This is a genomic window from Bradyrhizobium sp. NP1, assembly GCF_030378205.1.
GTDB lineage: Bacteria > Pseudomonadota > Alphaproteobacteria > Rhizobiales > Xanthobacteraceae > Bradyrhizobium.
In genome coordinates, this window is record NZ_CP127385.1 from 3,065,058 (window position 1) to 3,090,540 (window position 25,483).

At 63.9% G+C, this 25,483-nt stretch carries 20 protein-coding genes; 7 read left to right on the forward strand and 13 right to left on the reverse strand.

The window, feature by feature from the left end; translation table 11 throughout:
* Nucleotides 1–227: 227 nt before the first annotated feature.
* The 7 genes from QOU61_RS14430 to QOU61_RS14460 all read right to left on the reverse strand — a co-directional run bounded on the left by QOU61_RS14430 (nucleotide 228) and on the right by QOU61_RS14460 (nucleotide 8,808).
* Nucleotides 228–1,046 (reverse strand): enoyl-CoA hydratase/isomerase family protein, encoded by an 819-nt coding sequence (locus tag QOU61_RS14430; RefSeq protein ID WP_289659446.1) that lies wholly within the window; start codon nucleotides 1,044–1,046, stop codon nucleotides 228–230.
* 108 nt (nucleotides 1,047–1,154) lie between these two features.
* Nucleotides 1,155–2,024, reverse strand: coding sequence for an HpcH/HpaI aldolase/citrate lyase family protein (locus tag QOU61_RS14435; RefSeq protein ID WP_289659448.1), 870 nt, complete (start codon nucleotides 2,022–2,024; stop codon nucleotides 1,155–1,157).
* Between the two features lie 118 nt (nucleotides 2,025–2,142).
* Entirely contained in the window at nucleotides 2,143–3,438 is a 1,296-nt protein-coding gene (locus tag QOU61_RS14440; RefSeq protein ID WP_289659450.1) for an MFS transporter, read from the reverse strand.
* Nucleotides 3,439–3,509: 71 nt separating this feature from the next.
* Nucleotides 3,510–3,974 carry a MaoC family dehydratase gene (locus tag QOU61_RS14445; RefSeq protein WP_289659452.1) on the reverse strand — a complete coding sequence of 155 codons (465 nt, stop codon included), beginning with the start codon at nucleotides 3,972–3,974 and terminating at the stop codon, nucleotides 3,510–3,512.
* A gap of 18 nt (nucleotides 3,975–3,992) precedes the next feature.
* Nucleotides 3,993–5,999, reverse strand: coding sequence for an acetyl/propionyl/methylcrotonyl-CoA carboxylase subunit alpha (locus QOU61_RS14450; protein ID WP_289659454.1), 2,007 nt, complete (start codon nucleotides 5,997–5,999; stop codon nucleotides 3,993–3,995).
* 8 nt (nucleotides 6,000–6,007) lie between these two features.
* Nucleotides 6,008–7,558: an acyl-CoA carboxylase subunit beta gene (locus tag QOU61_RS14455; protein WP_289659456.1), complete on the reverse strand. Its 1,551-nt coding sequence runs from the start codon at nucleotides 7,556–7,558 to the stop codon at nucleotides 6,008–6,010.
* Nucleotides 7,559–7,602: 44 nt separating this feature from the next.
* Nucleotides 7,603–8,808 carry an ABC transporter substrate-binding protein gene (locus QOU61_RS14460; protein WP_289659458.1) on the reverse strand — a complete coding sequence of 402 codons (1,206 nt, stop codon included), beginning with the start codon at nucleotides 8,806–8,808 and terminating at the stop codon, nucleotides 7,603–7,605.
* Between the two features lie 96 nt (nucleotides 8,809–8,904).
* Here QOU61_RS14460 and QOU61_RS14465 point away from each other — a divergent pair, with 96 nt between their 5' ends.
* Genes QOU61_RS14465 through QOU61_RS14480 form a run of 4 tightly spaced genes read left to right on the forward strand, consistent with a single transcriptional unit; the run spans nucleotide 8,905 to nucleotide 12,485 of the window.
* Nucleotides 8,905–10,530: an acyl-CoA synthetase gene (locus tag QOU61_RS14465; protein WP_289659460.1), complete on the forward strand. Its 1,626-nt coding sequence runs from the start codon at nucleotides 8,905–8,907 to the stop codon at nucleotides 10,528–10,530.
* Nucleotides 10,527–11,339: an enoyl-CoA hydratase/isomerase family protein gene (locus QOU61_RS14470; RefSeq protein ID WP_289659462.1), complete on the forward strand. Its 813-nt coding sequence runs from the start codon at nucleotides 10,527–10,529 to the stop codon at nucleotides 11,337–11,339. The genes QOU61_RS14465 and QOU61_RS14470 overlap by 4 nt, the downstream gene beginning before the upstream one ends.
* On the forward strand, nucleotides 11,339–11,878 hold the full coding sequence (locus tag QOU61_RS14475) for a MaoC/PaaZ C-terminal domain-containing protein (protein WP_289659464.1): 540 nt from the start codon (nucleotides 11,339–11,341) through the stop codon (nucleotides 11,876–11,878). Before QOU61_RS14470 ends, QOU61_RS14475 begins: the two co-directional genes overlap by 1 nt.
* Complete coding sequence (locus QOU61_RS14480; RefSeq protein ID WP_289659466.1) at nucleotides 11,820–12,485, forward strand: TetR/AcrR family transcriptional regulator; 666 nt, start codon at nucleotides 11,820–11,822, stop codon at nucleotides 12,483–12,485. Before QOU61_RS14475 ends, QOU61_RS14480 begins: the two co-directional genes overlap by 59 nt.
* A 53-nt stretch (nucleotides 12,486–12,538) precedes the next feature.
* On the opposite strand, the gene QOU61_RS14485 is transcribed toward QOU61_RS14480, so the two are convergent.
* Nucleotides 12,539–14,464: an AMP-binding protein gene (locus QOU61_RS14485; RefSeq protein ID WP_289659468.1), complete on the reverse strand. Its 1,926-nt coding sequence runs from the start codon at nucleotides 14,462–14,464 to the stop codon at nucleotides 12,539–12,541.
* Between the two features lie 321 nt (nucleotides 14,465–14,785).
* Here QOU61_RS14485 and QOU61_RS14490 point away from each other — a divergent pair, with 321 nt between their 5' ends.
* The 3 genes from QOU61_RS14490 to QOU61_RS14500 are packed head-to-tail and all read left to right on the forward strand — an operon-like array spanning nucleotide 14,786 to nucleotide 19,992.
* Nucleotides 14,786–15,895, forward strand: coding sequence for an acyl-CoA dehydrogenase family protein (locus tag QOU61_RS14490; protein WP_289659470.1), 1,110 nt, complete (start codon nucleotides 14,786–14,788; stop codon nucleotides 15,893–15,895).
* Between the two features lie 10 nt (nucleotides 15,896–15,905).
* Nucleotides 15,906–19,340 carry an indolepyruvate ferredoxin oxidoreductase family protein gene (locus tag QOU61_RS14495; protein WP_289659472.1) on the forward strand — a complete coding sequence of 1,145 codons (3,435 nt, stop codon included), beginning with the start codon at nucleotides 15,906–15,908 and terminating at the stop codon, nucleotides 19,338–19,340.
* A 16-nt stretch (nucleotides 19,341–19,356) separates the two neighbouring features.
* Nucleotides 19,357–19,992, forward strand: coding sequence for a TetR/AcrR family transcriptional regulator (locus QOU61_RS14500; RefSeq protein WP_289659474.1), 636 nt, complete (start codon nucleotides 19,357–19,359; stop codon nucleotides 19,990–19,992).
* A gap of 198 nt (nucleotides 19,993–20,190) precedes the next feature.
* Here the strand turns inward: QOU61_RS14500 and QOU61_RS14505 are convergent, their stop codons facing one another.
* The 5 genes from QOU61_RS14505 to QOU61_RS14525 form a co-directional block, all read right to left on the reverse strand.
* Nucleotides 20,191–20,895 (reverse strand): GntR family transcriptional regulator, encoded by a 705-nt coding sequence (locus QOU61_RS14505; protein ID WP_289659476.1) that lies wholly within the window; start codon nucleotides 20,893–20,895, stop codon nucleotides 20,191–20,193.
* Between the two features lie 85 nt (nucleotides 20,896–20,980).
* Nucleotides 20,981–21,382 (reverse strand): RidA family protein, encoded by a 402-nt coding sequence (locus QOU61_RS14510; protein ID WP_289659478.1) that lies wholly within the window; start codon nucleotides 21,380–21,382, stop codon nucleotides 20,981–20,983.
* A 23-nt stretch (nucleotides 21,383–21,405) separates the two neighbouring features.
* The gene (locus QOU61_RS14515; protein ID WP_289659479.1) at nucleotides 21,406–22,206 is read right to left on the reverse strand and encodes an FAD binding domain-containing protein; all 801 of its coding nucleotides are present in this window, start codon (nucleotides 22,204–22,206) and stop codon (nucleotides 21,406–21,408) included.
* A 15-nt stretch (nucleotides 22,207–22,221) separates the two neighbouring features.
* A complete protein-coding gene (locus QOU61_RS14520) occupies nucleotides 22,222–22,701 on the reverse strand; it encodes a (2Fe-2S)-binding protein (RefSeq protein WP_289659481.1) in 480 nt (159 codons plus the stop codon).
* 23 nt (nucleotides 22,702–22,724) lie between these two features.
* The gene (locus QOU61_RS14525; RefSeq protein WP_289659483.1) at nucleotides 22,725–25,475 is read right to left on the reverse strand and encodes a molybdopterin cofactor-binding domain-containing protein; all 2,751 of its coding nucleotides are present in this window, start codon (nucleotides 25,473–25,475) and stop codon (nucleotides 22,725–22,727) included.
* Nucleotides 25,476–25,483 lie beyond the last annotated feature (8 nt).

A 25,483-nucleotide genomic window follows, 5' to 3' on the forward strand; every position in this document is an offset into this window, starting at 1 on the left:
AGCACATCGACCTCTGCTCCTTCATCGAGCTTGATCAGTTTTGCGGAGTTGTGCTACGCGACGCTGCTTTGGAGCTATAGCCGGTGACCTTCAGCGGGCTCATGTCGCGGCGCTCCGAAGCGTCGCGATCTCGTCAAGGGGCCGACCGCGGGGCGCGGAGCGGTCATGCCACACGACGCCATGGGCGGCATCAACGCGAACCGATTCCCACTTCGCTCGAAGACGTTCTACGCTGGTTTCGTTTTCCGTTGCTCAAGATAGCCTCGCAGCCGGATCCTGTGGTCGTCTAACGTGAACATGAAGCTCTGGACGTAAGCTTCGTAGGAAATACAGGTCTGGAAGTCGGCTTCTTCCCCGCGCGCCACGCTGAACTTCGTTGCTGCGACCGCCCGACGTGGGCCGTTTGCTTCGATTTGTGCGGCGAGTTCCTGCGCGCGTGACAGCAGCCTATCGGCGGGGCAGACCTCGACGAAAAGGCCGGCAGCCTTGCCTTCCTCGGCGTCGATCGCGGCTCCCGTCAACAGCCATTGCTTGGCGCGCAACGTTCCGACGATCTTGGGTAGTAAATAGGCGCAGCCCATATCGCAACCAGCTGCGCCGACGCGCCCGAAGGCGAAATGATAGCGGGCCGTCGGCGCCGCGATGGCAAAGTCGCAGGCCAAGGCAAGCGCGGCTCCTCCGCCGACCGCGATCCCGTTCACGGCGGCGATCACCGGGAGGTCGATTTCGCGGATGCGCTGGGCCAATTTGAAACAGTCACGCAGAAGCTGGAACTGAAACTCGCCGTCGAGACCGTCTGGATGGATAATGGTGCCGAGTTCTGCCCCGGCGCAGAACACGGTGCCGGCACCGGTCAGGATCACCGCACGAATGCCGGCGTCTCGTTCGAGTTCATCAAGCGCGCCGGTGAGGTGTTGCAGCAGCTCCGGATTCAGGGGGTTGCGCTGCCGCGGGCGGTCGAGCGTAATGGTTGCCACGGCTCCCTGCCGCGTGACCCGGATGGGACCTTCGCCACTCGGCATGTCCCGGTTCGCCGTATCCTTCATGACCCATTCTCCCTTGAATTCAAGAACGTCGCCAGGGATGCCGGCGCTTTCGCCGCCTGTAGTGCTTCACGTCGCGGTATGATTGCGCGATCACCGTTACACAATGTCTCACGACTTGATGCGCGCGAGCAGACGCCTGGCTCGTATCAGATGCGGCCGGTCGAGCATGTTGCCGCCGAGGCCGATGACACCCGCAGCCGGGTTGCTTGCAAACGCATCCACCACGGCTTGCGCGGCCGCGATCGCGGCTTGCGTCGGCGTGAAGATTTCATTGATGACCGCGACCTGTGCCGGATGGATCGCCATTTTTCCGGTAAATCCGTCTCGAAGCGCCTCTTCGCATTCGCGGCGCAGCCCTTCGAGATCCCGGAAGGCCGGAAAGACGGAATCGATCGGCTCGGCGTCGGCCGCGACAGCTCCGAAAAGGCAGAGCGAGCGGGCGAGGCGAAACGGTTCGGTATACCGACCATTCTCATCGCGATTGGTCTGCGCGCCAATGGCCGCGGAGAGATCCTCGCCGCCCCAGGTCAAGGCGATCAGTCGCTTGCTCACGCCTTGATAAGTACCGAGATTGAAAACCGCTCGGGCGGTTTCCGTTGCAATCGCCATGATCTTGATGCTGCCCTCGCTGAGACCGTGCGCTGCCTCTCGCGACTTGAGCCTGGCATCGAGATCGCCCACATCCGTGCCGCCTTCGGCCTTCGGAAGCACGATGGCGTCAGGCCGCGCAGGCACGACGGCGTCGAGATCGTCGTCGGTCAAGCTGGAGTCGAGCGCGTTCACCCTGACCATGAGGAGCGGTCGGTCGGGCTTCGCGCCGTGAGCTACGAGGAAGGCATGCGCCAAATTCCGCGCGAGCGGCTTGTTGGCGTGGGAAATCGAGTCTTCGAGGTCGAGGATCAGCGCATCCGCTCCGGCATCGAATGCCTTGGCAAGCTTCTTCTCTGAATCCGCGGGTACAAACAGCAGCGAACGCATGGGCTATCCCGTTTCCTGCGCGACAGATAATCCATTGTGGCAAGCGAGCTTGTCGCATTCACTGACGTGAACCAAGCCTGATTTCATCAGCGCCATGGCGTTATTCCGCCGGATCACGCTACACCGGCTGTCGAAGCATGACGCCCCGCGTTCGCGCTCGCTCCAGCATCCAGACCAATGGGCAGGAGAGGGCGACCGATGCCGCGAGCGCGAGAAGTCCGATGGAGAAACCGCCGGTCGCGTCCTTGATCATCCCCAGCGCCAGCGGCCCGAAATATCCGCCGAGGTTGCCGACCGCGCCGATGATCGCGATGCCTGCTGCCGCGGCGCTACCCGAGAGAGTTGCCACCGGAAGAGCCCAGAACGGCGGTATGGCGGAGAATACGCCGACCGAGGCCAGCGTGAAGCCGGTCATGATCAAGGCCGGCGTGCCACCTTTGGCGGCAAGGAGTAGTCCCGCGACGGCGACGAGCGCCGGCAGGATCGTATGCCAGAGGCGCTCGCCGCTGCGGTCGGAGTGAACCGACCACGGAATCATCAGCGCGGCTGTGACGACGGAAGGTATCGCAACGAGCCAGCCGACTTCGCTCACCGAGAAGCCGAGCGCGCGCACGACTTGCGGCATCCAGAAACCGACTCCGTAAAGGCCCGTGACCACCAGGAGATACCACAGGCAGTAGCCAAGGACACGCGGGTTGCGCAGGGCCTGGCCGACGCCGTGGATGCGCGCCTCGGCCCGCTGCGCGTTCTCCGCTGCGAGCTTGCTCGTCAGCCAGGCGCGCTCGTCACGATCGAGCCATTCGACGCTTTCGGGCCGGTCCGGAAGCATGAACAGGACATAGACGCCCACCAGCACCGTGGGCAATCCTTCCAGGATGAACAGCCATTGCCATCCGCGCAGTCCGCCGGCGCCGTCAAGTCCGAGAAGAGAACTCGATATCGGTGCGCCGATCAGCGTCGACAGCGGGGCCGCGGCGAGAAACAGCGCGATCATGCGCGAGCGCGTGCGCTCGGGAAACCAGTACGTCAAATAGAGGATCACGCCCGGAAACAGGCCAGCTTCGGCGAGCCCCAGCAGAAAGCGCGTGGCATAAAAGCTCACCGGCCCCGACACCAGCGCCATCGCGGCGGAGATCGCGCCCCAGGTGATCATGATACGAGCCAGCCAGACGCGCGCCCCGAAGCGCTCCAGCGCCAGATTGCTCGGTACTTCGCCGAGGAAGTAGCCGACGAAAAACAGGCCGGCACCCCAGCCGTAGATCGTGGCGGTGAACGCGAGATCCTTGTTCATCGTCAGCGCCGCGAAGCTGACATTGACGCGGTCGAGGTAGCTCAGGAAGTACATCAGGATGATGATCGGCAGCAGTCGCCATCCGATCTTGCTTACCGTTTGCCGTTCCAGCGTCTTGTCCATGGCATCGCTCCCCATTTTGTCGTCTTTTTTGTTTCGATACACCGCGCGGAAGCAGTTGGATTCGGTGCGGCCTATCCAGCCGCGTCCGCCGGACGGCGCCGCATCAACGCCACGCGCTGACAGTTCGCCACTTCCTGACCCCCCTGGTTGAAGGCCCTGTGCCTGAAGGTGACGAGACCGGCGTCTGGCCGCGATTTGCTTGGCCGTATCGCCTCCACGCTGGTGACGACGCGAATGCTGTCGCCGTGGAAGACCGGGGCAGGGAAATTGACGTCCGTCATGCCGAGATTGGCGACCGTCGTCTTCAAGGTGGTGTCGTGCACCGAGATGCCGATCATCAGGCCCAGCGTGAACAGCGAGTTGACCAGCGGCTTGCCGAATTCGGTGCTGGCGGCGAAATGGAAGTCGATATGCAGGGGTTGCGGGTTGAGGGTCATGTTCGAGAACAGCATGTTGTCCATTTCGGTCACCGTTCTGGTGATCGGATGATCGAACGTCTGCCCCACCGAAAACTCCTCGAACCACAATCCCGGCATGATCGTCTCCTTATGACCTCATGATTTCAGCGGTTCGGCCAACTCGACCGAAACGATCAATGCATTGGCGGCGACCGTCTCGCCCGGTGCGGCCGCTACCCGCGCAATTCGGCCGGCCGACGTCGCCTTCAGATCGGTGAAAAGCTTCATGGATTCGAGGACGGCGATGGTCTGTCCCGCCGTGACGTTGTCACCCACCGCGACCATGATGTCGGCGATAAGGCCCGGCATCGGGGCGATGATGCTGGAGCCGTCTCCGGCGCTCGCGTTCACAGCCCCGTTCAGGGCCGCATCGACGGCCGGCTGTACCTCGAAAATTGCCTCGACGGACCGGGCGCGGATGAAAACGCTGCGGCCGCCGATCGCGAAGGGAAAGCGATGCGAGGTGCCGTCGAGCACCGCGGTCAGGATACCATCTGCAACGGTGGCATCGATCACGAGCTCGCCGTCGGCATCGGACACGACAAAACGTCGAGGCCCGCCGGTGAGCTTCACCCTCGCGCCCGTCTGTTCGGACGTCACCGAGAAATGCGCGACGGCGGGACGCCCCGATTTGTCGAGCATGCGAAAGCCGGAGAGGCCTGTCCACGGCGAGGCCTGGGCCTCCGGCGGACGCCACCCGATCCACGCGGCCACGGTCGCCAGACGACGCGCCAAACAAACATCGGTGCCGTTCAGCGACCAGCCATCCGGCCAGTTGTCCTCGATCAGCCGGGTGGTGGCGCGGCCTTTGGCAAAATCGGGCGTTCGGATTGCGTCGCACAGGAATGCCCGGTTCGTTGCGGGCCCGAGCACGGTCAGTTCGTCCAGCCCACGGCTCAGCCGCGCCAAAGCCTGCGCACGATCGGCGCCGGTTGCGATGACCTTCGCCAGCAGGCTGTCATAGTGAAGCCCGACCACCGTTCCACTCGTGACGCCCGTATCGATCCTGATTCCGGGCGGCGGCGACCACATTTCGATTCTGCCGGCGTCGGGCCGAAAGCCCTTGTCGGCCCGCTCGGCCGTGACCCGCGCCTGGATCGCATGACCTTCGCTGCGGATATCGCCCTGCAGGAACGGCAGCGCTTCGCCGGCAGCGACCCTCAACTGCCACTCGACCAGATCGAGGCCGGTGATTTCCTCCGTCACCGTATGCTCGACCTGAAGCCGCGTGTTCATTTCCAGGAAGAAAAATTCTTCCGTCGCCGCATCGACGATGAACTCCATGGTTCCGACGGAATCATAATCGATGGCGGCGGCGAGCTGCACCGCGTGGCGATGCAGCGCGGCGCGGGTTGCGTCCGACAGGTTGGGAGCGGGAGCTTCTTCGAGGAGCTTCTGGTTGTTGCGCTGAACCGAACAATCCCGCTCGAACAGGTGAACGAGGTTGCCGTGCTTGTCGCCCAACACTTGCACCTCGATATGGCGGGGCCGGGTGATGAGCTTTTCGATCAGCAGGCGTCCGTCGCCGAATGAAGCCTCGGCCTCTCGCCGCGCGGTCGAAAGCGCGGCCGGCAAGGCGTCAAGGGAGGCGACCTGCCGCATGCCTTTTCCGCCACCGCCGGCGGTCGCCTTGATCATGACCGGCAGGCCAATGCGTTTGGCCTCGGCAACGAGGCTGCCGTCAGTCTGATCGTCGCCATGGTAGCCGGGCACGACGGGGACGCCGGTGGCCGTGGCGAGCCGCTTGGCCTCGATCTTCGAGCCCATCTTGGCGATGGCTTCGGCATGCGGTCCGACCCAGACGATGCCGTTCGCCTGGCACAGATGCGGCAGCTCGGTTTTTTCGGACAGAAAGCCATAGCCGGGGTGAATGGCTTGCGCGCCCGTCGCCTGCGCCGCTGCGATGATCCGGTCGGCGCGCAGATAGCTGTCGCGCGCCGCCGCGGGACCGATCGGCACGGCGACATCGGCAAGCCTCACATGCACGGCGTCGCGGTCGGCCGCGGAATGGACGGCGATCGTACGCAATCCCAGGCGCTTCGCCGTTCGAATGATCCGGACCGCGATCTCGCCGCGATTGGCGACCAGAAGAGAGCTGAACATTGCGGCACTCACATTCGATAGACGGGTCGGGGCGACATATCGCGCGGTTCGTCCGCGGACAGTGCAAGACAAAGGCCGAGGACGTCCCGGGTCTGTGCTGGCTCGATGATGCCGTCGTCCCAGAGCCGGGCGGTAGCGTAATAGGGATCGCTTTGCCGCTCGAACTGGTCGCGCGTACGCCGGTCGAGCTCGGCGAGCGCAGCCTCGCCGGCGGCGCCCTTGAGGCTCTGGCGACGCAGCTCGGTGACGACAGTTGCCGCAACATCCGGGCTCATGGTCGCAAGGCGCGAGTTCGGCCAGGTGAACAGGAAGCGCGGACGGAAGCCGCGGCCGCACATTCCGTAATTGCCCGCCCCATAGGAACCGCCGATAAGCACGGTATATTTCGGCACGCGCGCGTTGGAGACGGCATAGACCAGTTTCGCCGAGTGCTTCGCGATGCCGGTGCGCTCGGCTTCGGTCCCGACCATGAACCCGGTGATGTTCTGAAGAAATAGAAGCGGAATGTGGCGCTGGTCGCACAGCTCGATGAAATGCGCTCCTTTCACCGCCGATTCGGAGAACAGCACGCCATTGTTGGCCAGGATGCCGACCGGAAAGCCGTGAATGCGCGCGAAGCCCGTCACCAGCGACGAGCCGTAGGCCGGCTTGAATTCCTGGAAGTCGCTGCCGTCCACGATTCTTGTGATCACCGCGTGCACGTCATAGGGCTTCTTGAGATCGACGGGGACGAGCGACAACAGCTCTTCCGGATCTTCCGCGGGCGGAACCGATGCGAAAGGTGGTCGCGCAACCCGCCGCAGCGCGCCGAAGCCAAAGATGATTTCACGCACGCGCCCGATCGCTTCCGTTTCCGTATCAGCGACATGGTCCGTGACGCCGGAGACCGTCGCGTGCATGTCGGCGCCGCCAAGTGTTTCGCCGTCGACGATCTCGTTGATCGCGGCCTTGACGATGGGAGGCCCGCCGAGATGGATGCGCCCCGTGCCGCGCACCATCACGGCCTGATCGGACAGGGCAGGGATGTATGCCCCGCCGGCCGTGCAGCCCCCGAATACCGCCGAAATCTGCGGTATGCCCGCCGCCGACATCCGGCATTGGTTGTAAAACGTCCCGCCAAAGTGATCGCGGTCCGGAAACACGCGATCCTGTTCGGGAAGAAAGGCGCCGCCGCAATCGACCAGGTAAACGCAGGGAAGCCGGTGCTGCTCGGCGATCTCCTGCGCCCGCAGATGCTTGCGAACGGTCTCGGCAAAGAACGAGCCGCCTTTGACGGTGGCATCGTTGGCGATGACCATGCAGGGCGTGTCGTGAACGATGCCTATACCCGTGACGATACCCGCCGACGGCAATTCGCCGCCGTAGAGCCCGTGCGCCGCGAGCGGCGAAAGCTCGAGAAACGGACTTCCCGGATCGAGCAGCAGATCGATCCGGTCGCGCACCGGGATCTTGCCGCGCGCGCGATGCCGCTCGACGAGAGCCTCGCCGCCGCCCTCCAGCACCGATCGATGCTGGTCCCGCAAGGTTTCGATCAACCCCTCGAACTGAAATGCGGGCATTCAGCTATCCTCTCGTTTCAGCGTATGGGCAGGCGCGCGGCGGATCATTTGATCATCGGGCAAGGGCTGTCAGCCAAAGGCCGGATCGCCTCTTCGGCCGGGATTTCCCGGACCAGCTTGTAATAATCGTACGGTCCCTTCGATTCCGCCGGGGCCTTGACCTCGAACAGGTAGAAGGGGCGCAGGATGCGGCCGTCCTTTCGGATTTCTGCCGACGGCAGGATCCTGTCGCTCACCTTGGTTTCGAGCATCTTGGCGGCGACGGCCTCGGCATTGTCGGTCCCGGCGGCCTTGATCGCCTTCAGATAGTGGGTCACGGCGCTGTAGACGCCGGCGTGGACCATGGTCGGCATCCGGCCTCCCATTCGTTCGCCGAAGCGTTTCGACCAGGCGCGCGATTCCGGTGTGAGGTCCCAATAGAAGCTTTCGGTCAGGTTGAGGCCTTGCGAGAGCTGCAGTCCGAGGGAATGGATGTCCGACAGAAAGATCAGCATGGCCGCAAGCTTCTGCTTGCCGGCGGCGATGCCGAATTCGGACGCGCCCTTGACCGCATTGATCGTGTCGTTTCCGGCGTTGGCGAAGCCGATGACTTTCGCGTTGGAGTTCTGGGCCTGAAGCAGGAACGAGGCGAAGTCCGCGGTGCCCTGCGGATGGCGCACGCTTCCGACCACCTTTCCACCGGCTTCAGAAATGTAACGCCTGGCATCAGCCTCCATCGCGGTGCCGAACGCGTAGTCGGCCGTGATGAAGAACCAGCTGTCCCCGCCGGATTTCGTGACCGCCGACGCCGTGCCCCGGGCGAGCGCGATGCTGTCGAACGTCCATTGCGTTCCAAACGGCGAGCAGGCCTTGCCGGTGAGATCGGAGCTGCCGGCGGCCGAGAACATGACGATGCGCTTGCGTTGCCGCGCGACCTCCTGGACCGCAAGGGCCACCGAGGACACCGGCACGTCGACCACCGCGTCGACATGATCGACGTCGTACCAGCGCGAGGCGATGGCGGAGCCGACATCGGGCTTGTTCTGGTGATCGGCGAAGATGATTTCGACGGGTTTCCCCAATACGGTGCCTCCGAAATCCTCGACCGCCATGCGGGCTGCGACCACCGAGCCCTGTCCCGACAGGTCCGCATAGATGCCTGACTGATCGTTCAACACGCCGATCTTCACAACATCGTCCGACACCTGCGCGTTTGCCTGCGTGGCAAACAGCGCAAGACCTGTCGCGATGACCCGAAACGCCGCCTTCATTGCTTCCTCCGGCTGGGTTGCATTCGGCGGCTTGCTGCCGCTCGATCGAGGAGCTATACCTAACAATCGTTAGGCAGGGAAGTGGGGAAATCGGAAATGACACTTGTCGGAGCGACATATCAGGAAGTTTGCGCCAACTTCCGATGGGAGATCCCGACCGAGTTCAATATTGCGGAGGTGATATGCGACCGGCATGTCGGCTCCAATCGCACCGCCTTGCTGGTCGAAACCGCCGGCGGCCGCATGGCGGAGATGAGCTTCGAACATCTGCAGCAGCGCTCGCGACGGCTCGCCAACGCGTTGAGTTCGGCCGGTATCGCAAAGGGCGACCGGGTCGGAATTCTGCTGCCGCAGTGCCCCGAGACGTTGATCGTTCACCTTGCAGCCTATCGGCTGGGCGCGATCGCCTTGCCCTTGTTCACGCTGTTCGGTCCGGATGCGCTCGAATATCGCCTCAACGACAGCGGGGCCAAAGCGGTCGTTTCCAACGCGGCCGGCATCGAAAAGCTGCTCGGGATCGTGGATCTGCTCGCGGCACCACCTGTTCTCATCAGCATCGACGAGCGCCGCGATGGCCGCGTGCTGCAATGGGATGCATTCCTCGCCGCCGCCTCGGCGGATCACACAAGGGTTGCGACCGCCGCCGAGGATCCGGCGATCATCGTCTACACGTCCGGCACCACGGGCAATCCGAAAGGGGTGCTCTATCCCCATCGAACCCTGCTAGGGCATCTTCCGGGCGTGGAATTGCCTCATGATTTCTTCCCGCGGCCGGGCGACCGCATGTGGACCCCTGCGGATTGGGCCTGGGCCGGCGGTCTGATGGACGTGCTGCTGCCGTCGCTTTTCCATGGCGTGCCGGTGGTCGCGAAACGGATGCAGAAATTCGATCCGGAAGAAGCCTTCGCCCTGATATCGGCGCTCGATATCCGCAACGCCTTCATGCCGCCGACCGCCTTGAAGATGATGCGGCAGGTCGAGGCTCCGCAATCGAAATTTCGCTATGCGATGCGCAGCATCGCGAGCGGGGGAGAACGGCTCGGCCAGGAGATGCTGGAATGGGGGCAGCGGACGTTCGGGCTGACCATCAATGAGTTCTACGGTCAGACCGAAGCCAACCTCACGGTGGGCAATTGCGCGTCGATCATGAAGTTGAAGGATGGCTCGATGGGTCGGGCGATCCCGGGACATGTCCTGGAAGTCGTGGACGATGATGGACGGCCGGTGCCGCCCGGCACCGCCGGCACGATCGCGGTGAGAACTCCCGATCCGGTATTCTTCCTGCGCTACTGGAACAAGCCCGACGCGACGAGGGAGAAGTTCCGCAACGAATGGCTTCTGACCGGCGATACCGGTCACCGCGACGAAGAAGGCTATTTCTGGTTTCACGGGCGCAACGATGACGTCATCATTTCGGGGGGCTATCGCATCGGCCCGACCGAGATCGAGGACTGCCTGATGCGGCATCCGGCGGTGGCCATGGTGGCAGTGATAGGCGTGCCCGATAAAGTCCGCGGCGAAGTGGTGAAGGCTTTCATCGTTCCACGGGAAGGATTTGTCATGGACGACGCGCTCCACGCGGACGTCCAGGCCTTCGTCAAGTCGCGCCTTTCGGCGCATGAATATCCGAGGCAGATCGAATTCCGCACCGAGCTGCCGCTGACTATCACCGGCAAGATCCGCAGGATGGATTTGCGCAAGGAACCGCAGGCGAAATCATGACCTATTCGACGCTGTCGCTGGATTGGCCGGGTGCCGGGATCGGGCGGGTTCGCCTGACCCGCGAAAGCGAGATGAATTCGCTCCGGCTTGAACTTCTGGAAGAACTCGACCGGGCGATCGATGCGGTGATTGCAGCGCGGGCGCGTGTGCTGGTCATCACCGGAACGGGGCGTGCCTTTTGCTGCGGAGCGCACCTCAAATATTTCGCCGGACCGGAGCGGGTCTTCACCGATCGCTTCGAGACCCGCGACCGCTATTTCGGGAAGATCGCGCGGCTGTTCGACAGGATCGAGGCGATCGGGATTCCCGTGATCGCCGCGGTCAACGGCTTTGCGATGGGAGGTGGTTTCGAGCTCGCGCTGGCATGTGATTTCAGAATTCTCGCCAGCACCGCGCGGGTCGGCCTGCCGGAAGCGAGGCTGGGCGCCACGCCGGGCGCGGGCGGCGTGCAGAAGCTCGCGCGCTACGTCGGACGCGGAAAGGCGCTGGAATGGATCATGCTGGCCCGCCATGTGGGCGCCGTCGAAGCAGCCGCCTCCGGGCTGGCCTATCGCGTGGTCGAGCCGGACGAAGTCGATGACGCGAGCCTGCAGCTCGCGCAGGACCTGATGGCTCTCAGTCCCCGTGCGCTGACGCAGTGCAAGGCGTCGATCCACGTTTCCGGCGATGTCGACTTGCGCAGCGCCCGGCGTTTTGGCGTCGAGGCGCTGTCCGCATTGGTCGATTGCGACGACTGGCGCGAGGGCATGAGCGCCTTTATCGAGAAGCGGCAGCCCAATTTCGGGACAAGCCTCAAAGGAAACGATTGATGGGTCGGCTTTTCGGCGAGTTCACGACGGGGCAGCGTTTCGAGACGCCGGGACGGACCATCACCGAAGCGGACATCGTCGCGTTCGCCGGCCTGACGGGCGACTACAATCCCGTGCATATGGACGAGGTCTTTGCTGCCGAAACCGAGTTCGGCGGCCGGATTGCGCACGGGCCATTGGGCATCGGCCTGGTGTTCGGGTTGGCGTCGCGGCTTGACCTCATCGACGGAACGGTGGTCGCCCTGCTCGGGGTGACGTGGGAGTTCAAGGCGCCGGTCCGGCCGGGCGATACGGTCAGGGCCCTGATCGAGGTCATGAGCACGCGCGGCGTCAAGAATCCGGACCATGGTCTATTGGAGCTGGGCTTCACCCTGCTTGATCAGCACGGCACGATCGTGCAAACCGGGTCGGCACGTCTTTTGATGCGACGGACGCCGCATCCAAAAGCCAAATGGGGCGGCGTCGAGGCTGGAGCGGATGATGACAGGTATGGCCGGGACGGTCCCTCAACGATCGCGCCGCAAGGGAGCCATCGGTGATCGCGCGAAACCGGCGGCTGTCGAAGCGCCGCAGGAGCACGTCGGAGCTGCGGGCCTGATCCTCGACACCGCGGCGAGGCTGTTGCGGCAGAAGGGATACGAGGCCACCACGATCCGCGCCATCGCGCTCGAGGTCGGTATCAAGGCGGGAAGCGTCTACCATCATTTCCCCTCGAAGGACGATATCGTTGCGCGGGTCGTCAACGAAGGTGTGAGGGTGGTGCACGAGGCTGTGGTCAGCGCGCTCGCAGCTTTGCCTCCGAAGACCAGTCCGCGGAAACGGCTGGAAATCGCGGTGCGCGCGCATCTCCTGTCGTCGCTGGAGCACAGCGACTACACCTCGGCCAGTATCAGGGCTTTCGCCTTCCTGCCGCCGAATGTCCGCCAGGAATGCCGCCTCGAGCGCAAGAAATATGAGGACGTCTGGCGGAAGATCATTGCGGATCTGGGAAAGGCCGGAATCATCAAGCCGGGGACGTCGCAGGACGCGGTGCGTCTGCTGCTGCTTGGTGCGGTGAACTGGGCGGGCGAATGGTATCGCCCGGGCCGCCTCAGCATCGACAAGATCGCGCGCGATTTCGCGGCCAGTATTTTTCCGGCGCCGTGACAAGCGGCAGGCGTCACCCTGCCGCTTGAAGTGTGGTGATGCCGGTAGAAGAATCAGACGTTTTTGACCGCGGCCAATACCGCCTGCACCGCCGCCGGATCTTCCAGTCCGGCGGTATCTCCGCGCACGATTCCGGTTTCGGCCGCCTCGCGCAGAAGCCGTCGCATGATCTTGCCGGCGCGTGTCTTGGGGAGTGCCGCGGACACATAGACCCGGCCAAGCCTCGCTATCCCGCCGATCTCGCGTTCGACCGCCGCCGCCATGCCCGCGCGCACCACCGCAGGATCGGCGCCGGGCCGCAGTGTCACGAAGGCAACCGGCACCGTGCCGCGCAGTGCGTCATGTACGCCAACCACGGCGACCTCCGCCACACCCGCCTGGCTTGCCGCCGCGCTTTCGATCTCCATGGTGCTGATGCGATGGGCCGCGACGTTGATGACGTCGTCCGTCCGCCCGAGCACCCAGATTTGTCCGTCGGCGTCGATCACCGCCTCGTCCGAGGTGGCGTATCGATGACTGAAGCGGGTGAAATAGGCGGTGCGGTACCGTTCCTCGTCGTCCCAGATCGTGCGCGCCAGCGTCGGAAAGGGGGCGGTCAGCACCAGATTGCCGCGTGTCCCGGCCGGAACGGGCTTGCCCGCGTCATCGACGACGGCACATGCATGACCGGGCACAGGGGTTCCGCAGCTTCCCGGCTTTAGCGCGCCAACGCCGTAGACCGGATAGGTCCAGGTCGAACCGGTCTCCGTTTGCCCATAGGCATTGACGACCGGCACGTCGAATATGCGCTGCGTCCATTCCGCCGTGTCGGGGTCGAGCGGCTCACCCTGCGTCGTGACCAGGCGCAGGCCGTGCGGGGCATGCGCCTTTACCGCATCGTCGCCCGCGGCTCGCAGCATGCGTAGGCCGGTGGGGGCGACGAGGATCTTGGTCACGCCGTGCCGCTTCGCGCTGTCCAGCAGCCGGGTCTGTTGGGGATAGTCGAGCGCGCCCTCATAGCAAAACAAGGTGAGGCCGTGCGAAAGCCCGCCGGTGACGGCCTGGATAGGAAAGGTCAGCCAGCCAACGTCGGCTGCGCACCAGTAGACATCGTCCGGCTCCGGGCCAACCTGCCATTGCACGTTGGCCCAGGTTCCGACCAGAAATCCCGCGGTGCTGTGCACGACGCCCTTCGGCTTGCTCTCGGTCCCCGACGTGAAGATCAGGAAGGCGGGCTCGTTGGCTTCGATCTTTTCGCAGGGACAATCGGCAGGCATCGATTTCAGCAGCGCCTCCCAGCCGCTTTCGTTCGGCTGCAAACTCGGCGCGGCGCCGGTGCGGTTAACGACCACCGTGTGGCGCAACTGCGGGGCGTCCTTGCGTGCCTCGCGAAGATTGCCGAGCAGCGGAACCGTGCGCCCGCGTCGATAGGAGCCATCTGCCGTTATGACGACGACGGCCCGCGAGGCCTGTAGCCGCAGCCGTATGGCATCGGGCGCAAAGCCGCTGAACAACACGGTGTGGATCGCGCCGATCCGGTTGCAGGCATGGATCGCGACGAAGGCTTCCGGAAGGTTCGGCAAATGGATGGCGACGACGTCGCCGCGTCGCACGCCGAGTGACTTCAGGGCATTGGCGCAGCGGCAGACCTCGTCGCGCAACTCGCGATAGGTCAGGCGACGTATGTCTCCCGGTTCTCCCTCCCAGATAATGGCGTGCCGATCCGCACGGGCCGGGTCTTCGGCGTGTCGATCGACGCAATTGTCGGCGACATTGAGCTGGCCGCCGACGTAATAGCGGGTTTTTCCGAAGTCGCCGTCATGCAGGCGGTCCCATGGGCGCTGCCAACGCAGGCGCCGGGCTGCCCACTCCCAATAGGCGTTGTTGCCGCGACTCTCGGCCGCCCGCGCCTCTTCCAACAGGGCGGCCTGGCGCGGAACATGCCATCGGCCTGGCAGCGGCTGCAGCGGGATCGCGGTCAACGCTTCGATGGCGTCCATGGTGCTTCCTTCCAATATGCCCGTGTTTTCACAGGTCGTCTGGATCGCTGGGAACGATCGGGTTGCGGCGGCCTGGCTCCTCTCGGGCTTGGGCGAAACCTCTTGAGGTGACGCGTCCTGCCTCTCGGGGATGAACCGTCGTATCGATTGCGGATATTTCCTACCTAACGTATGTTAGGTAGATCAAGCAGCAAACCGGCTGCCGCGTCAAGCCGGCAGTCGCAGCCGACCGAAAGGGGACACCAGATGGATGAAGCGAGCAGGCCGAATGTTCTGAGGGCGGGCGGCCGGAACTCGGCCTTCTTCACGGAGGAACATGAGATGCTTCGCGACCAGGTTCGCCGCTTCGTCGAGGAAGAGATCAAGCCGCACGGCGAGGCATGGGAAGCGCAAGGCTTCGTCCCGCGCGATGTGCTGCGGCGAATGGGATCGCTCGGCTTTTTCGGGATTCGCTACCCCGAGGCCTATGGCGGATCGGACATGGACACGCTCGGCAGCGTCGTGTTCGCGGAAGAACTCGGACGATCCACTTTCTCCGGTGTTGCCATTACCGCGCTGGTCCACACCGACATGGCTTCGGTGCATGTGTTCAATGCCGGGACCGAAGCGCAGAAAAACCGATGGATGCGCAAGATCATTGCGGGCGAGGCGATCTGCGCGGTCGCGGTCACCGAGCCGGACGCCGGCTCCGACGTGAAGGGCATCCGCACCACGGCGCGCCGATCCGAGGCCGGCTACGTCCTCAACGGGTCCAAGATGTTCATCACCAACGGGGTCTATGCCGATCTCTATTGCGTGGCTGCGAAGACCGGCGACATCGGCAGCGGCAGCAAGGCGGTGACGATGTTTCTCGTCGAAAAGGGAACGCCGGGTTTGCGCGTGAGCCGGGCGCTCGACAAGCACGGCTGGCGCTCATCCGATACAGCCGAGCTGGTGTTCGAGAACTGCCTGGTACCGCATGACGCGGTCCTGGGAGAGGAAGGTCGCGGCTTCTACGCCATCATGCGAAACTTTCAGAACGAGCGGACCGTGATCGGCGCCATGGCGATGGGGGAGGCGCAGGCCGCGCTTGATCTCACGGTCGCCTATCTCAAGACCCGCAAGGCCTTCGGCGCGCCGCTATGGGACAAGCAGGGCATCCGGCAGCGCATCGCGATGCGCGCGGCTGAAGTGGAAGCCGGCCGTCAGCTTGTCTATTCCGCCGCCTGGCGCGACGCGCAGGGCCACGATGTGACCCGCGAGGTTTCGATGGTGAAGGCCTATTGCGGCGAATTGGTCAATGCCGTGATGTACGACTGCGTGCAGTTTCACGGCGGCATGGGCTTCATGCGCGAGAGCACCATCGAGCGGATGGCGCGCGACGCCCGTGTGCAGGCGATCGGGGGCGGAGCCACCGAAGTCATGCTTGAAGAAGTCGCCAAGCGACTTTGAGGAAGCAGCCATGGATGCCTCGGACGGTTCCCGGATATCACTCGACGACAAATATGCTGCGGATGCGGGCCGCATTTATTTGACAGGCGTACAGGCGCTGGTTCGCCTGCCGATGGTGCAGCGGCGCGCCGACCGGGCGGCCGCCTTGAACACTTCGGGCTTCGTGTCCGGCTATCGGGGCTCGCCGCTCGGGACATACGATCGCGAATTGTGGGCCGCGAAGCGGCACCTCGAGAAGGAAAATATCGTCTTCCAGCCGGGTCTCAACGAGGATCTGGCCGCAACCAGCGTGTGGGGAAGCCAGCAGGTCGGATTGTCGCCCGGGGCGACCCGCGACGGCGTGTTTGCGATCTGGTACGCCAAGAGTCCCGGCGTTGATCGATCGGGCGACGTGCTCAAGCACGCGAACGCGGCCGGCACCGCGCCGCTCGGAGGCGTGCTCGCGATTGCGGGCGACGACCACGCGTGTAAATCCGCCAGCCTGCCGTCGCAGTCGGACTATGCGTTTCTCGATGCTTCGATTCCGGTGCTGCATCCCGCCAACGTGGCCGAGGTGCTTCGCTTCGGCATGATCGGCTGGGCGATGTCGCGCGCGACCGGACTTTGGGTCGGCATGAAGGCGCTGGCCGATACCATGGACTCGGCCGCCGTGGTTGATCTTGCCAGCGCAACGCCACGGCTCGTCATACCCGACGGGCCGGGCGATGTATCGATCCGGTGGCCCGACAGCCCACTGGAACAGGAGCGTCGGCTGTTCGACGTCCGCCTTCCGGCGGCGGTCGCCTTCGGCCGCGCCAATGGATTGAACTCCGTCGTGGCCGATCCTGGCATCAGCCGCCGCCGATTGGTGATCATGGCGGTCGGCAAGTCGCGCCTCGACGTCATCCAGGCGCTGGCGCTGCTCGGCATCGGCCGCACGGAGCTGGACCAGTTTGGCATTGGGTTCTGCGCCATCGGCATGCCATGGCCGCTCGACCCAACCTTTGTTCGCGATCATTGCGCCGGAGCCGGTGAAGTTCTGGTCGTCGAGGAGAAGCGGCCGCTGGTCGAGGATCAGCTGGCCCGCATTCTTTTCACGATCGATGCAGACCGGAGGCCGGCGTTGGCCGGCAAGGTCGACGTGGATGGCAAGCCGCTCCTCTCCGCGCGCGCCGCCTTTAGCGCGGATCATCTGGCAGGGGTCATCGGGGAACGGCTGGCGGGGCTGGGGCTTGGCGACGCAATTTCACCGCGCCTCGTCGCGCTCCGCACTATGGCGCAAGAGGCAGAACCCGCGCTTGCCAGGCGGTTGCCCTATTTCTGCTCGGGCTGTCCGCATAACCGCTCGACGGTTGTGCCGGATGGAAGCCGGGCGCTCGCCGGAATCGGCTGCCACTACATGGCGCAGTGGATGGACCGGGCCACAACGACGTTTACCCAGATGGGCGGCGAAGGCGCGAGCTGGATCGGGCAGGCGCCGTTCACAAGAACGAAGCACGTCTTCGTCAATCTCGGCGACGGCACCTATGCGCATTCGGGGCTGCTCGCCATTCGGGCCGCAATCGCGGCCGGCGTCACCATGACGTACAAGATTCTCTACAACGACGCTGTAGCCATGACCGGCGGCCAGACGGCTGAAGGCGGCTTCAGTGTCGCGCAGATCGCCCGCCAGCTGGCAGCCGAGGGGGTTCGCCACATCCGTATCGTCGCGGAAGAGCCCGAACGCCACCATGGCGAGGTCATGCCATCAGGCGTGCTGATCGATCCGCGCGACCGGCTCGAATCCGTGCAGCGCGCCTTGCGAGAGACCGAAGGGGTCTCGGTCCTGATCTACGATCAGGTCTGTGCCGCCGAAAAGCGCCGTCGCCGCAAACGCGGCCAGATGCCCGACGCCGGCAAGCGTATCGTGATCAATGAGGCGGTATGTGAAGGCTGCGGGGATTGTGGCCAGCAGTCGAATTGCGTGTCCATTATTCCGCTGGAAACCGAATTCGGCCGCAAGCGACAGGTCGATCAGACGACCTGCAATCAGGACGCGACGTGTGTCGATGGTTTCTGTCCGAGCTTCGTTACGGTCGAGGGAGGTATCTTAAGGAAACCCGGCATCGACAGCGCGCGACCTCCGCAAGTGCCTGCTCCGGCGCTCGATCTGCCGCGTTCCGCCAATCTCGTGGTCGGAGGTATCGGCGGTACCGGTATCGTTACTATTGGGGCGATCATCGGCATGGCGGCGCACCTGGATGGGCGGGGCGTATCGGTGATGGATCAGATCGGTCTTGCCCAGAAGGGCGGCGAGGTGACCACCCATATCCGGATCGCGGCGAATCCCGATGCGATCGGTCCGGTACGCTTCGCGGCTCGCGAAGCCGATACGCTGATCGGCTGCGATCTTGCGGTCGCCTCAAGTCCGGAGGTGCTCTCGCTTCTGTCCGAGCGCGCGCTTGCGATCGTCAATGACCATGTCGTGATGACGGGCGAGTTCACGGCGCAGCCGGACGTCGTTTTTCCCGACGCGCTGATGAAGCGCCGGATCGAAAGCCATTCCGACGCGACATTTACGGATCTTTCCGAACTTGCGACCCGACTTCTGGGAGACGCGGTCGGCGCCAACATGATGGCGCTCGGCATGGCCTGGCAGAAGGGACGCGTCCCCGTCACCGAAGACTCCATCCTTCGAGCGATCGAGCTGAACGGGGTTGCGATTGCGATGAACAAGGCGGCCTTCGCCTGGGGACGCGCGATCGCCAGTGATCCGGGCGCGGTCGCGGCGCGAATGCCAGGCTCCGGCGCGGCGACGTCCGCGACGACGCTCGACGCGATTGTTGAAATTCGCGCGGCCGAACTCGCCCGCTATCAGGACGAAAGGCTGGCGCGGCGGTTCAGGGCTCTGGTGGCGAAGGCCGCGGACGCCGAGAGAAATTGCCTCCCAGGTTCGAGCGAACTGGCCGAGACCGTTGCTCGCGCCTTTCACAAGCTCCTCGCCTACAAGGATGAGTACGAGGTGGCGCGCCTCCATGTCCAAACCGGCTTTCTTGACCGGCTCGCGCGGGAATATGATGGCGGCACCATCGCCTTCCACCTGGCGCCGCCGCTGTTTGCGCGACGCGACCCCGTCACCGGCCATCCGCGGAAGATGCGCCTCGGGCAATGTGTCGTTCCGGTTTTCAGGATTCTTGCGCGATTGAAATTCCTGCGCGGAACGTGGGCGGACCCGTTTGGATACACCGCCGAACGGCGGCTGGAGCGGCGAATGATCGACGCTTATGAAGCCTTGCTCGTATCGCGCATCGTTCCCGGTCTCACAGTCGAAAATCACGCGCTGGCCGTCGAGATCGCGCGCCTGCCGCTTTCGGTCCGGGGTTTTGGCCACGTGAAGGCGGCTGCCGAAAAGGTCGCCGCGGCAAAGCTTGCTCGATTGCTGGACCGATGGTCCGGCTATTCGGCAATGCAAACGGCCGCCGAATGAAGAGAGCGGGGATACGATGCAGGAACCGGCAATAACTGCGACGATCGCTGAGCAGGTCGCGACAACGGGAGACAAGCGTGTGCGGCGTTCGGACGTATCGCGTCGGCAGATCCTGGATGTTGCCGCGAAACTGTTCCGCGCGCGAGGTTATACCGAAACCTCGCTCCGCGACATCGGCAAGCAAGCAGGCATGAAGGCGGGAAGCATCTATCACCATTTCGTATCGAAGGAGCAGCTCGCCACCGAAGTTTTTGGGATCGGCGTGCAAAGGGTTCATGACGCCGTGGTGACGGCGGTGGAGGGGCTTGGCGCGACGGCGAGTGCACAGTCGAAGCTTCAAGCGGCCATGGCAGCGCATCTCGAGACGCTGCTCGATGAGAGCGACTATACGTCGGCCCATATTCACTGCTTTCCCTATGTTCCGAAGACGCTGCGGGATCAGCTCAGTACCGCCCGGCGGGAATATGAAGCGCTATGGCGGGTGCTCCTGAACGACTTCGCAGCCGACAACTCTCTTCCTCCCGGCGCGGACCCAAGCGCGGCACGCCTCGTCATCCTGGGGGCGCTCAATTGGTCGCTGGAATGGTACGATCCGGCACGAGGCAAACCATCGGAGCTTACTCAAACCTTGCTTGCAGCGTTTTCACGTTGAAGCGGAGATGCGGAGCTCCCGGAGTACGCTTTCGCTCGATGTGGTAAGCTTCGTTGAACGGAGCAAAGCGTTCTCGCCCTGTACGCCAAAAAGTCGCAAGCTCCACGGTCGTGCGCGCTCACGTGGCGCGGCGGGTAGCCGCTCGGAGCCGCGGTCGAGCTTGCACCGATTTCGCCTCTATCTGTTGAGGTTCCACAGCTAGGGCGTCGAGCCCGTCGCCAGGATTCGCTTCCGCAGCGATTCAATGTGGGCTTTCATCGCCTCGGCAGCGGCGCCGGAATCATGCTTCTCGACAGCCTTGAGCAATTTGTGGTGCTCCGAGCTGGTCATGTCATAGTCGGAAAACTGCCAGTGCGGCATGAACCACAGCCGAGACATGCGTTCGTGAATGGGCCGCAGCACCTCGACAATCAGCTTGTTGCCGGCTACCCGCGCGATCGTCGTGTGAAAGCGGCGATCAAGCTCCATCAGGCGGATCGAATCGGACTTTTCCCGGAGCTTTTCGTACTCGTTCAGGATTTCCTTCAGTTCGGCGACATCGGCCATCGTCGCCCGTTCCGCGCATTGCGACGCGCAGTAGGGCTCGATCAAAGCGCGCACTTCGAGCGCCGTGAAGATCTCGGTGAGCGAATCGACCTTGATGAAAATACCCTTGCGCGGGATGATCTCGAGCAGGCCCTCCTGCTGGAGCTGATGCAGCGCCTGGTGCACGGGTGTGCGTCCAAGCTTCAAATCCTCGCAAATGGTGCTTTCCTGCAGGAACTGGCCGGGTACATAGCGGGCGGAAACCAGCCGCTCCTTGATCAGGTCGTAGGCCAGAGCCTGAAGCGTCTGGCCCGCGACGGGTTTTGGCGAAGAACGTGAGGCTGACGGGCTGGTTCTCGCGCGCGCACTCCGCGCCATGAGAAAACTCCAAGATGAGAATCGATAGAGATACGCTTAATATATCAATTGCACCCGGCCTTCAATGAAGGCGCGGCGACGCATCCTAGCGTCGGCCGGCCCCGATATGGGCGACGCCTTCGATTTCCACAAGGATTTCGGGCGAAGCCAGGTTGGAGACCTCGACGAGCGCGGAGGCGGGGAAATCGCCGGTGAAGAACTCCCGGCGCGCCTTCCAGACCTGCTGACGATTCTGGATGCGTGTCACGAACACGTTGATCTTGACGATGTCCGCCATGGCGCCGCCGGCCGCCTCGATCAGGGCCTTGAATTTCTCGAAAATCGCCTTGGTCTGCTCATACTCGTCGGCACCCGCGATGGACTTGCCGTCCATTCCACGCGCGGTCAGTCCGGAAAAATAGGCGATGCCGCCGACGACGAGGCAATTCGACCAGAGACCCGGCTCGGCCTCGGCGACGGACGGCGATGTGATGCGACGAATTTCCATGGGAGACTCCTTTCAGTACCGACTCAGGATGGCGTTTCGGTCATGCGCCCGATCGCGCGGGCGATCGCGCGGGGAATGAGGTGGGCGCGATAGCTCGCGCTCGCATGCATGTCGTCATTGAGATCGTCAGGCGCGACGATGTAGTCGCGCAGCGCGGCAGCCGACAAATTGTCGCTCAAAAGCCGCTCGCAGGTCTTGTCACGATAGACGCATGTCCGCGCACCGTTGATCGCGACGCGAACATGGTCGCCGAAGTCGGCCACGAAGGCACCCACCGTGACATAGCCGGACGCCGGATTGGCGACCTTGAAGTAGCCGGCGCGGCGGGCTTTCGGAAAGCGGACGGCAACGATGATTTCATCCGGCTCGAGCGCCGTGCTGAAGAGATCGGTGAAGAACCGATCCGACGCGATTTCGCGGCGATTGGTGATGACCCTGGCATCGAGCCCGAGCACCGCCGCCGGATAGTCCGCCGCGGGGTCGTTGTTGGCGATCGAGCCGCCGATCGTGCCGAGATTTCGCACCTGCGGATCGGCGATGCCGCACGCGAGCATGGCAAGCCCCGCTGCGCCGCTATCCTTGAGCCGGGCAACCTGTGCATGGCGGACCATGGCTCCGACTGTCACCCCATCATGCCCGATCGAGAGGTCGGAAAGACCGGCGATATCCTGCAAATCGATCAAGAGCGACGGCGCATTCAGTCCGTGCTTCCAGGCAGGCAACAAGGTTTGGCCGCCGGCCAGCAGTTTGGCGTCCGGATCGGAGCCGAGAAGGCGCTCGGCCTCGGCGAGGCTCGACGCACGGATATAATCGAAGGCGTGCAAATCGGGCCCTTTCGGTCAGCGGGCGTTCGAGCCGCGCATGGCGGCTGCGCCGGCGACGACGGCGTCGACGATGTTGAGATAGCCGGTGCAGCGACACAAATTGCCATGCAATTGATCGCGGGCCACTTCGGGGGTCACTTCCTCGTTCTCGCGTGCGATGGCCATGGCCATCATGATCATCCCGGGCGTGCAAAATCCGCATTGCAGCGCATGATGGGCCATGAACGCCTGCTGCATCGGGTGCAGGTCGTCGCCTGCGGCAACGCCTTCGATCGTCGTGACCGATTTCCCGTGCGCCTGAACGGCGAGCATGGTGCATGACTTCACGGCCTTTCCGTCGACATGCACCGTGCAGCAGCCGCATTGGGAGGTGTCGCAACCCACATGCGTGCCCGTGAGCCCCAGATGCTCGCGGACAAACTCGACCAACAGCAGGCCGGGATCGATCGTCTGCCGAACCGGGCGGCCGTTCACCGTCAATGCGAGCTCAAACATGCGGACTGCCATTTCGGAAGGCGTCACTCGGGCTTGGCGAGAAACTCGCCGATGGTCTTGTCGGTGTGGAAGACGGGCTTTTCGTAGTAATGCGGGCCGTCATAGATCTCGATGAGCAGCGACCGTTTGCGCGCGATGGTGGGCCCGTGCGGGCTGTCCTTCGGATTCATGTAGAACGAGCCGGCCCGCAAGGTCAGGTTGGAGCCGGAATATTCATATTCGCCCGAAATGCAGTACATGAACTGATTGGAGGCGTGCGAGTGGGCGACCGGCACGCCGCCGCCTTCCTGGAAGTCCAGCAGAGCGATGCTCGCGCCGCTGGTGGGATGCTTCCAGAGAAAATACTGCTTGAATCCGTATTCGGGAAAATCGAGCCAGTTGTCCTTGTCCAGCTTGGCGGTGTCGATCAAAACTTCCAGGCTCATCAGTTTCCTCCGGGTGCCGTGATTGTGATGCTGCGCAAGCAGTTCGAAGACCGCTCGCGGAGTGAAGGGCAGGTTGATCGGCATATCTATCCGCGCGCCAAGCGCGTCGGCGACGGCTTGCGTGATCGCGGGCGGAGCGCCGATGGTCCCGACCTCGGCTCCGCCCTTTACGCCAAGCGGATTGGTCGAGGTCGGCACCGAGTGCTCGATCGAGGTGATCGGCGGAATATGCTGGGCGCGCGGCATCGCGTAGTCGAGAAAGCTGGTAGTGAAGAGCTGGCCGCTCGTGTCGTAGACCACGCGTTCGCCGATGGCCTGGCCGATGCCCTGCGCGGTCGAGCCGTGAAGCTGGCCCGCGAGCAGCGTCGAATTGATGACGTTGCCGACATCGTCGGCGGCCACGTAGCGCACGACATTGACGGTGCAGAGATCGGGATCGATCTCGACCTCGGCGATATGACAGCCATTCGGGTAGTTCTGCGGCGTCGCCGCGAAGTAGCCGACGGCTTCGAGGCCGACCCCGAGATGAACCGGAAAGCCGAACGGCTGATAGGACGCTTTCGCGGCATCGCGCAGATGGATGGTCGCGTTGCTCGAACGATGGCTGAATATCCCATCCTCGAAGCTCACCTCGGCCGGGTCCACCTTCATCATCCAGGCGGCGATATCCCTGGCCTTCGCAACAATGATGTCAGCCGCGTTCTTCAGCGCTGAACCGCCGACGGTCAGGGAGCGGGAGGCGTAGGTACCTCCGCCATGCGAGACCTTGTCGGTGTCGCCCTGGATCACCCGGATGTTGTCGGGCGCGAGCCCCAGCCACTCTGACAGAAGCTGGGAATAGAGGGTTTCGTGCCCCTGGCCGTGCGAGAATGTGCCGGCGAGGACGCTGACGGTGCCGCCCGGATCGAACCTGATTTCCATCCGTTCGTTGCTGATCGCCGCCACTTCGACGAAGCAGCAGATGCCGCGGCCTCGCAGCTTGCCGTGCCGCTCGCTTTCGCTTCGCCGCGCGGGAAATCCGTCCCAGTCGGCGGCGAGCAGCGCCTTGTCCATCACCGCTTCGAACTCGCCGCAATCGAACTTGTCGTTGACGGCGGTCCTGAACGGCATGGCCGTGGGCTTCACGAGATTCCGGCGGCGGATAGTGACCGGATCGAGCCCGAGATGTCGGGCCGCCGCATCCATCGCCCGCTCGATGAAATAGGTCGCTTCCGGCCGTCCGGCGCCGCGATAGGATGTGGTCGTGCGGGTGTTGGTGAATACGCCTTGCAGCCGCACGTGCGCCGTCGGGATAGCGTAGGGACCGACGATCATGCGCGCAGTGAGGAACGGCGAGACGCCGGTGGCCGGTCCAAGGCGGCATCCGAGATTGTGCCGCGTCGTCACGTCGATCGCGAGAATGCGGCCATCTTCGTCAAGCGCGATGCGGCCATCGGCGGCCTGGTCGCGGCCGTGGAAATCCGCCAGAAAACTTTCGCTGCGGTCGGCGGTCCATTTCACCGGCCGGCCGAGCCGACGCGATGCCCAGAGCACGAGAACGTCCTCGGGATAGAGCCGTCCCTTGGTTCCGAAGCCGCCGCCGACATCCTGCGCGACGACGCGGACCGCGTTTGCGGGCACTCGCAGCACGTTTTCGGCAAGCAGGCGGCGTACGCTGTGCGGATTTTGTGTCGAGGTCGTCAACGTCCAGCGTTGGTCGGATGGATCGTACCAGCCGATCGAACAGCGCGGCTCAAGCGCCGCGCCGATCAACCGAGGCTGGCGGGTCGCCACGTCGATGATATGAGCCGCGCGAGCAAAGGCCGCCTCGGTCGTCTTGACGTCGCCCAGCGTGACATCGAAACACACATTGCTCGATTTGTCGGGATAGAGCCGCGGCGCGCCGTCGGCGAGCGCATCCTCGATCGATACGACGGCCGGTCGCGCCTCGTAGGAGACGGCCACGAGTGCCGCCGCGCGCCGGGCGGCGATCCGGCTCTCCGCGATCACAAGCGCGACCGCATCGCCGACGGCGAGAACGCGGTCCGCGATCAGCGCCTGAAAGGGCGTGCGCTGCCAGCCGTTGCCGGCGACCGCGGCGGGAATGCTTTCGCACGGGATATCGCCGAACTTGTCGGCCGCGAGGTCGGCGCCGGTCAGGACGGCGATGACGCCGGGCAGGGCGGCCGCCTCGGTGGTGTCGATCGCCACGATATCCGCGTGCGCTTCGGTCGAGCGGACAACGACCGCATGGCAAAGCCCGGGGAGCTTCAGATCGTCGACGAAGCGCCCCTGGCCCGTGACAAGACGCCGGTCCTCCTTGCGCCTGAAAGCGCCGGTCGATCCAGGCTGATCTTGAGCGGTGATCATTGCAGGCG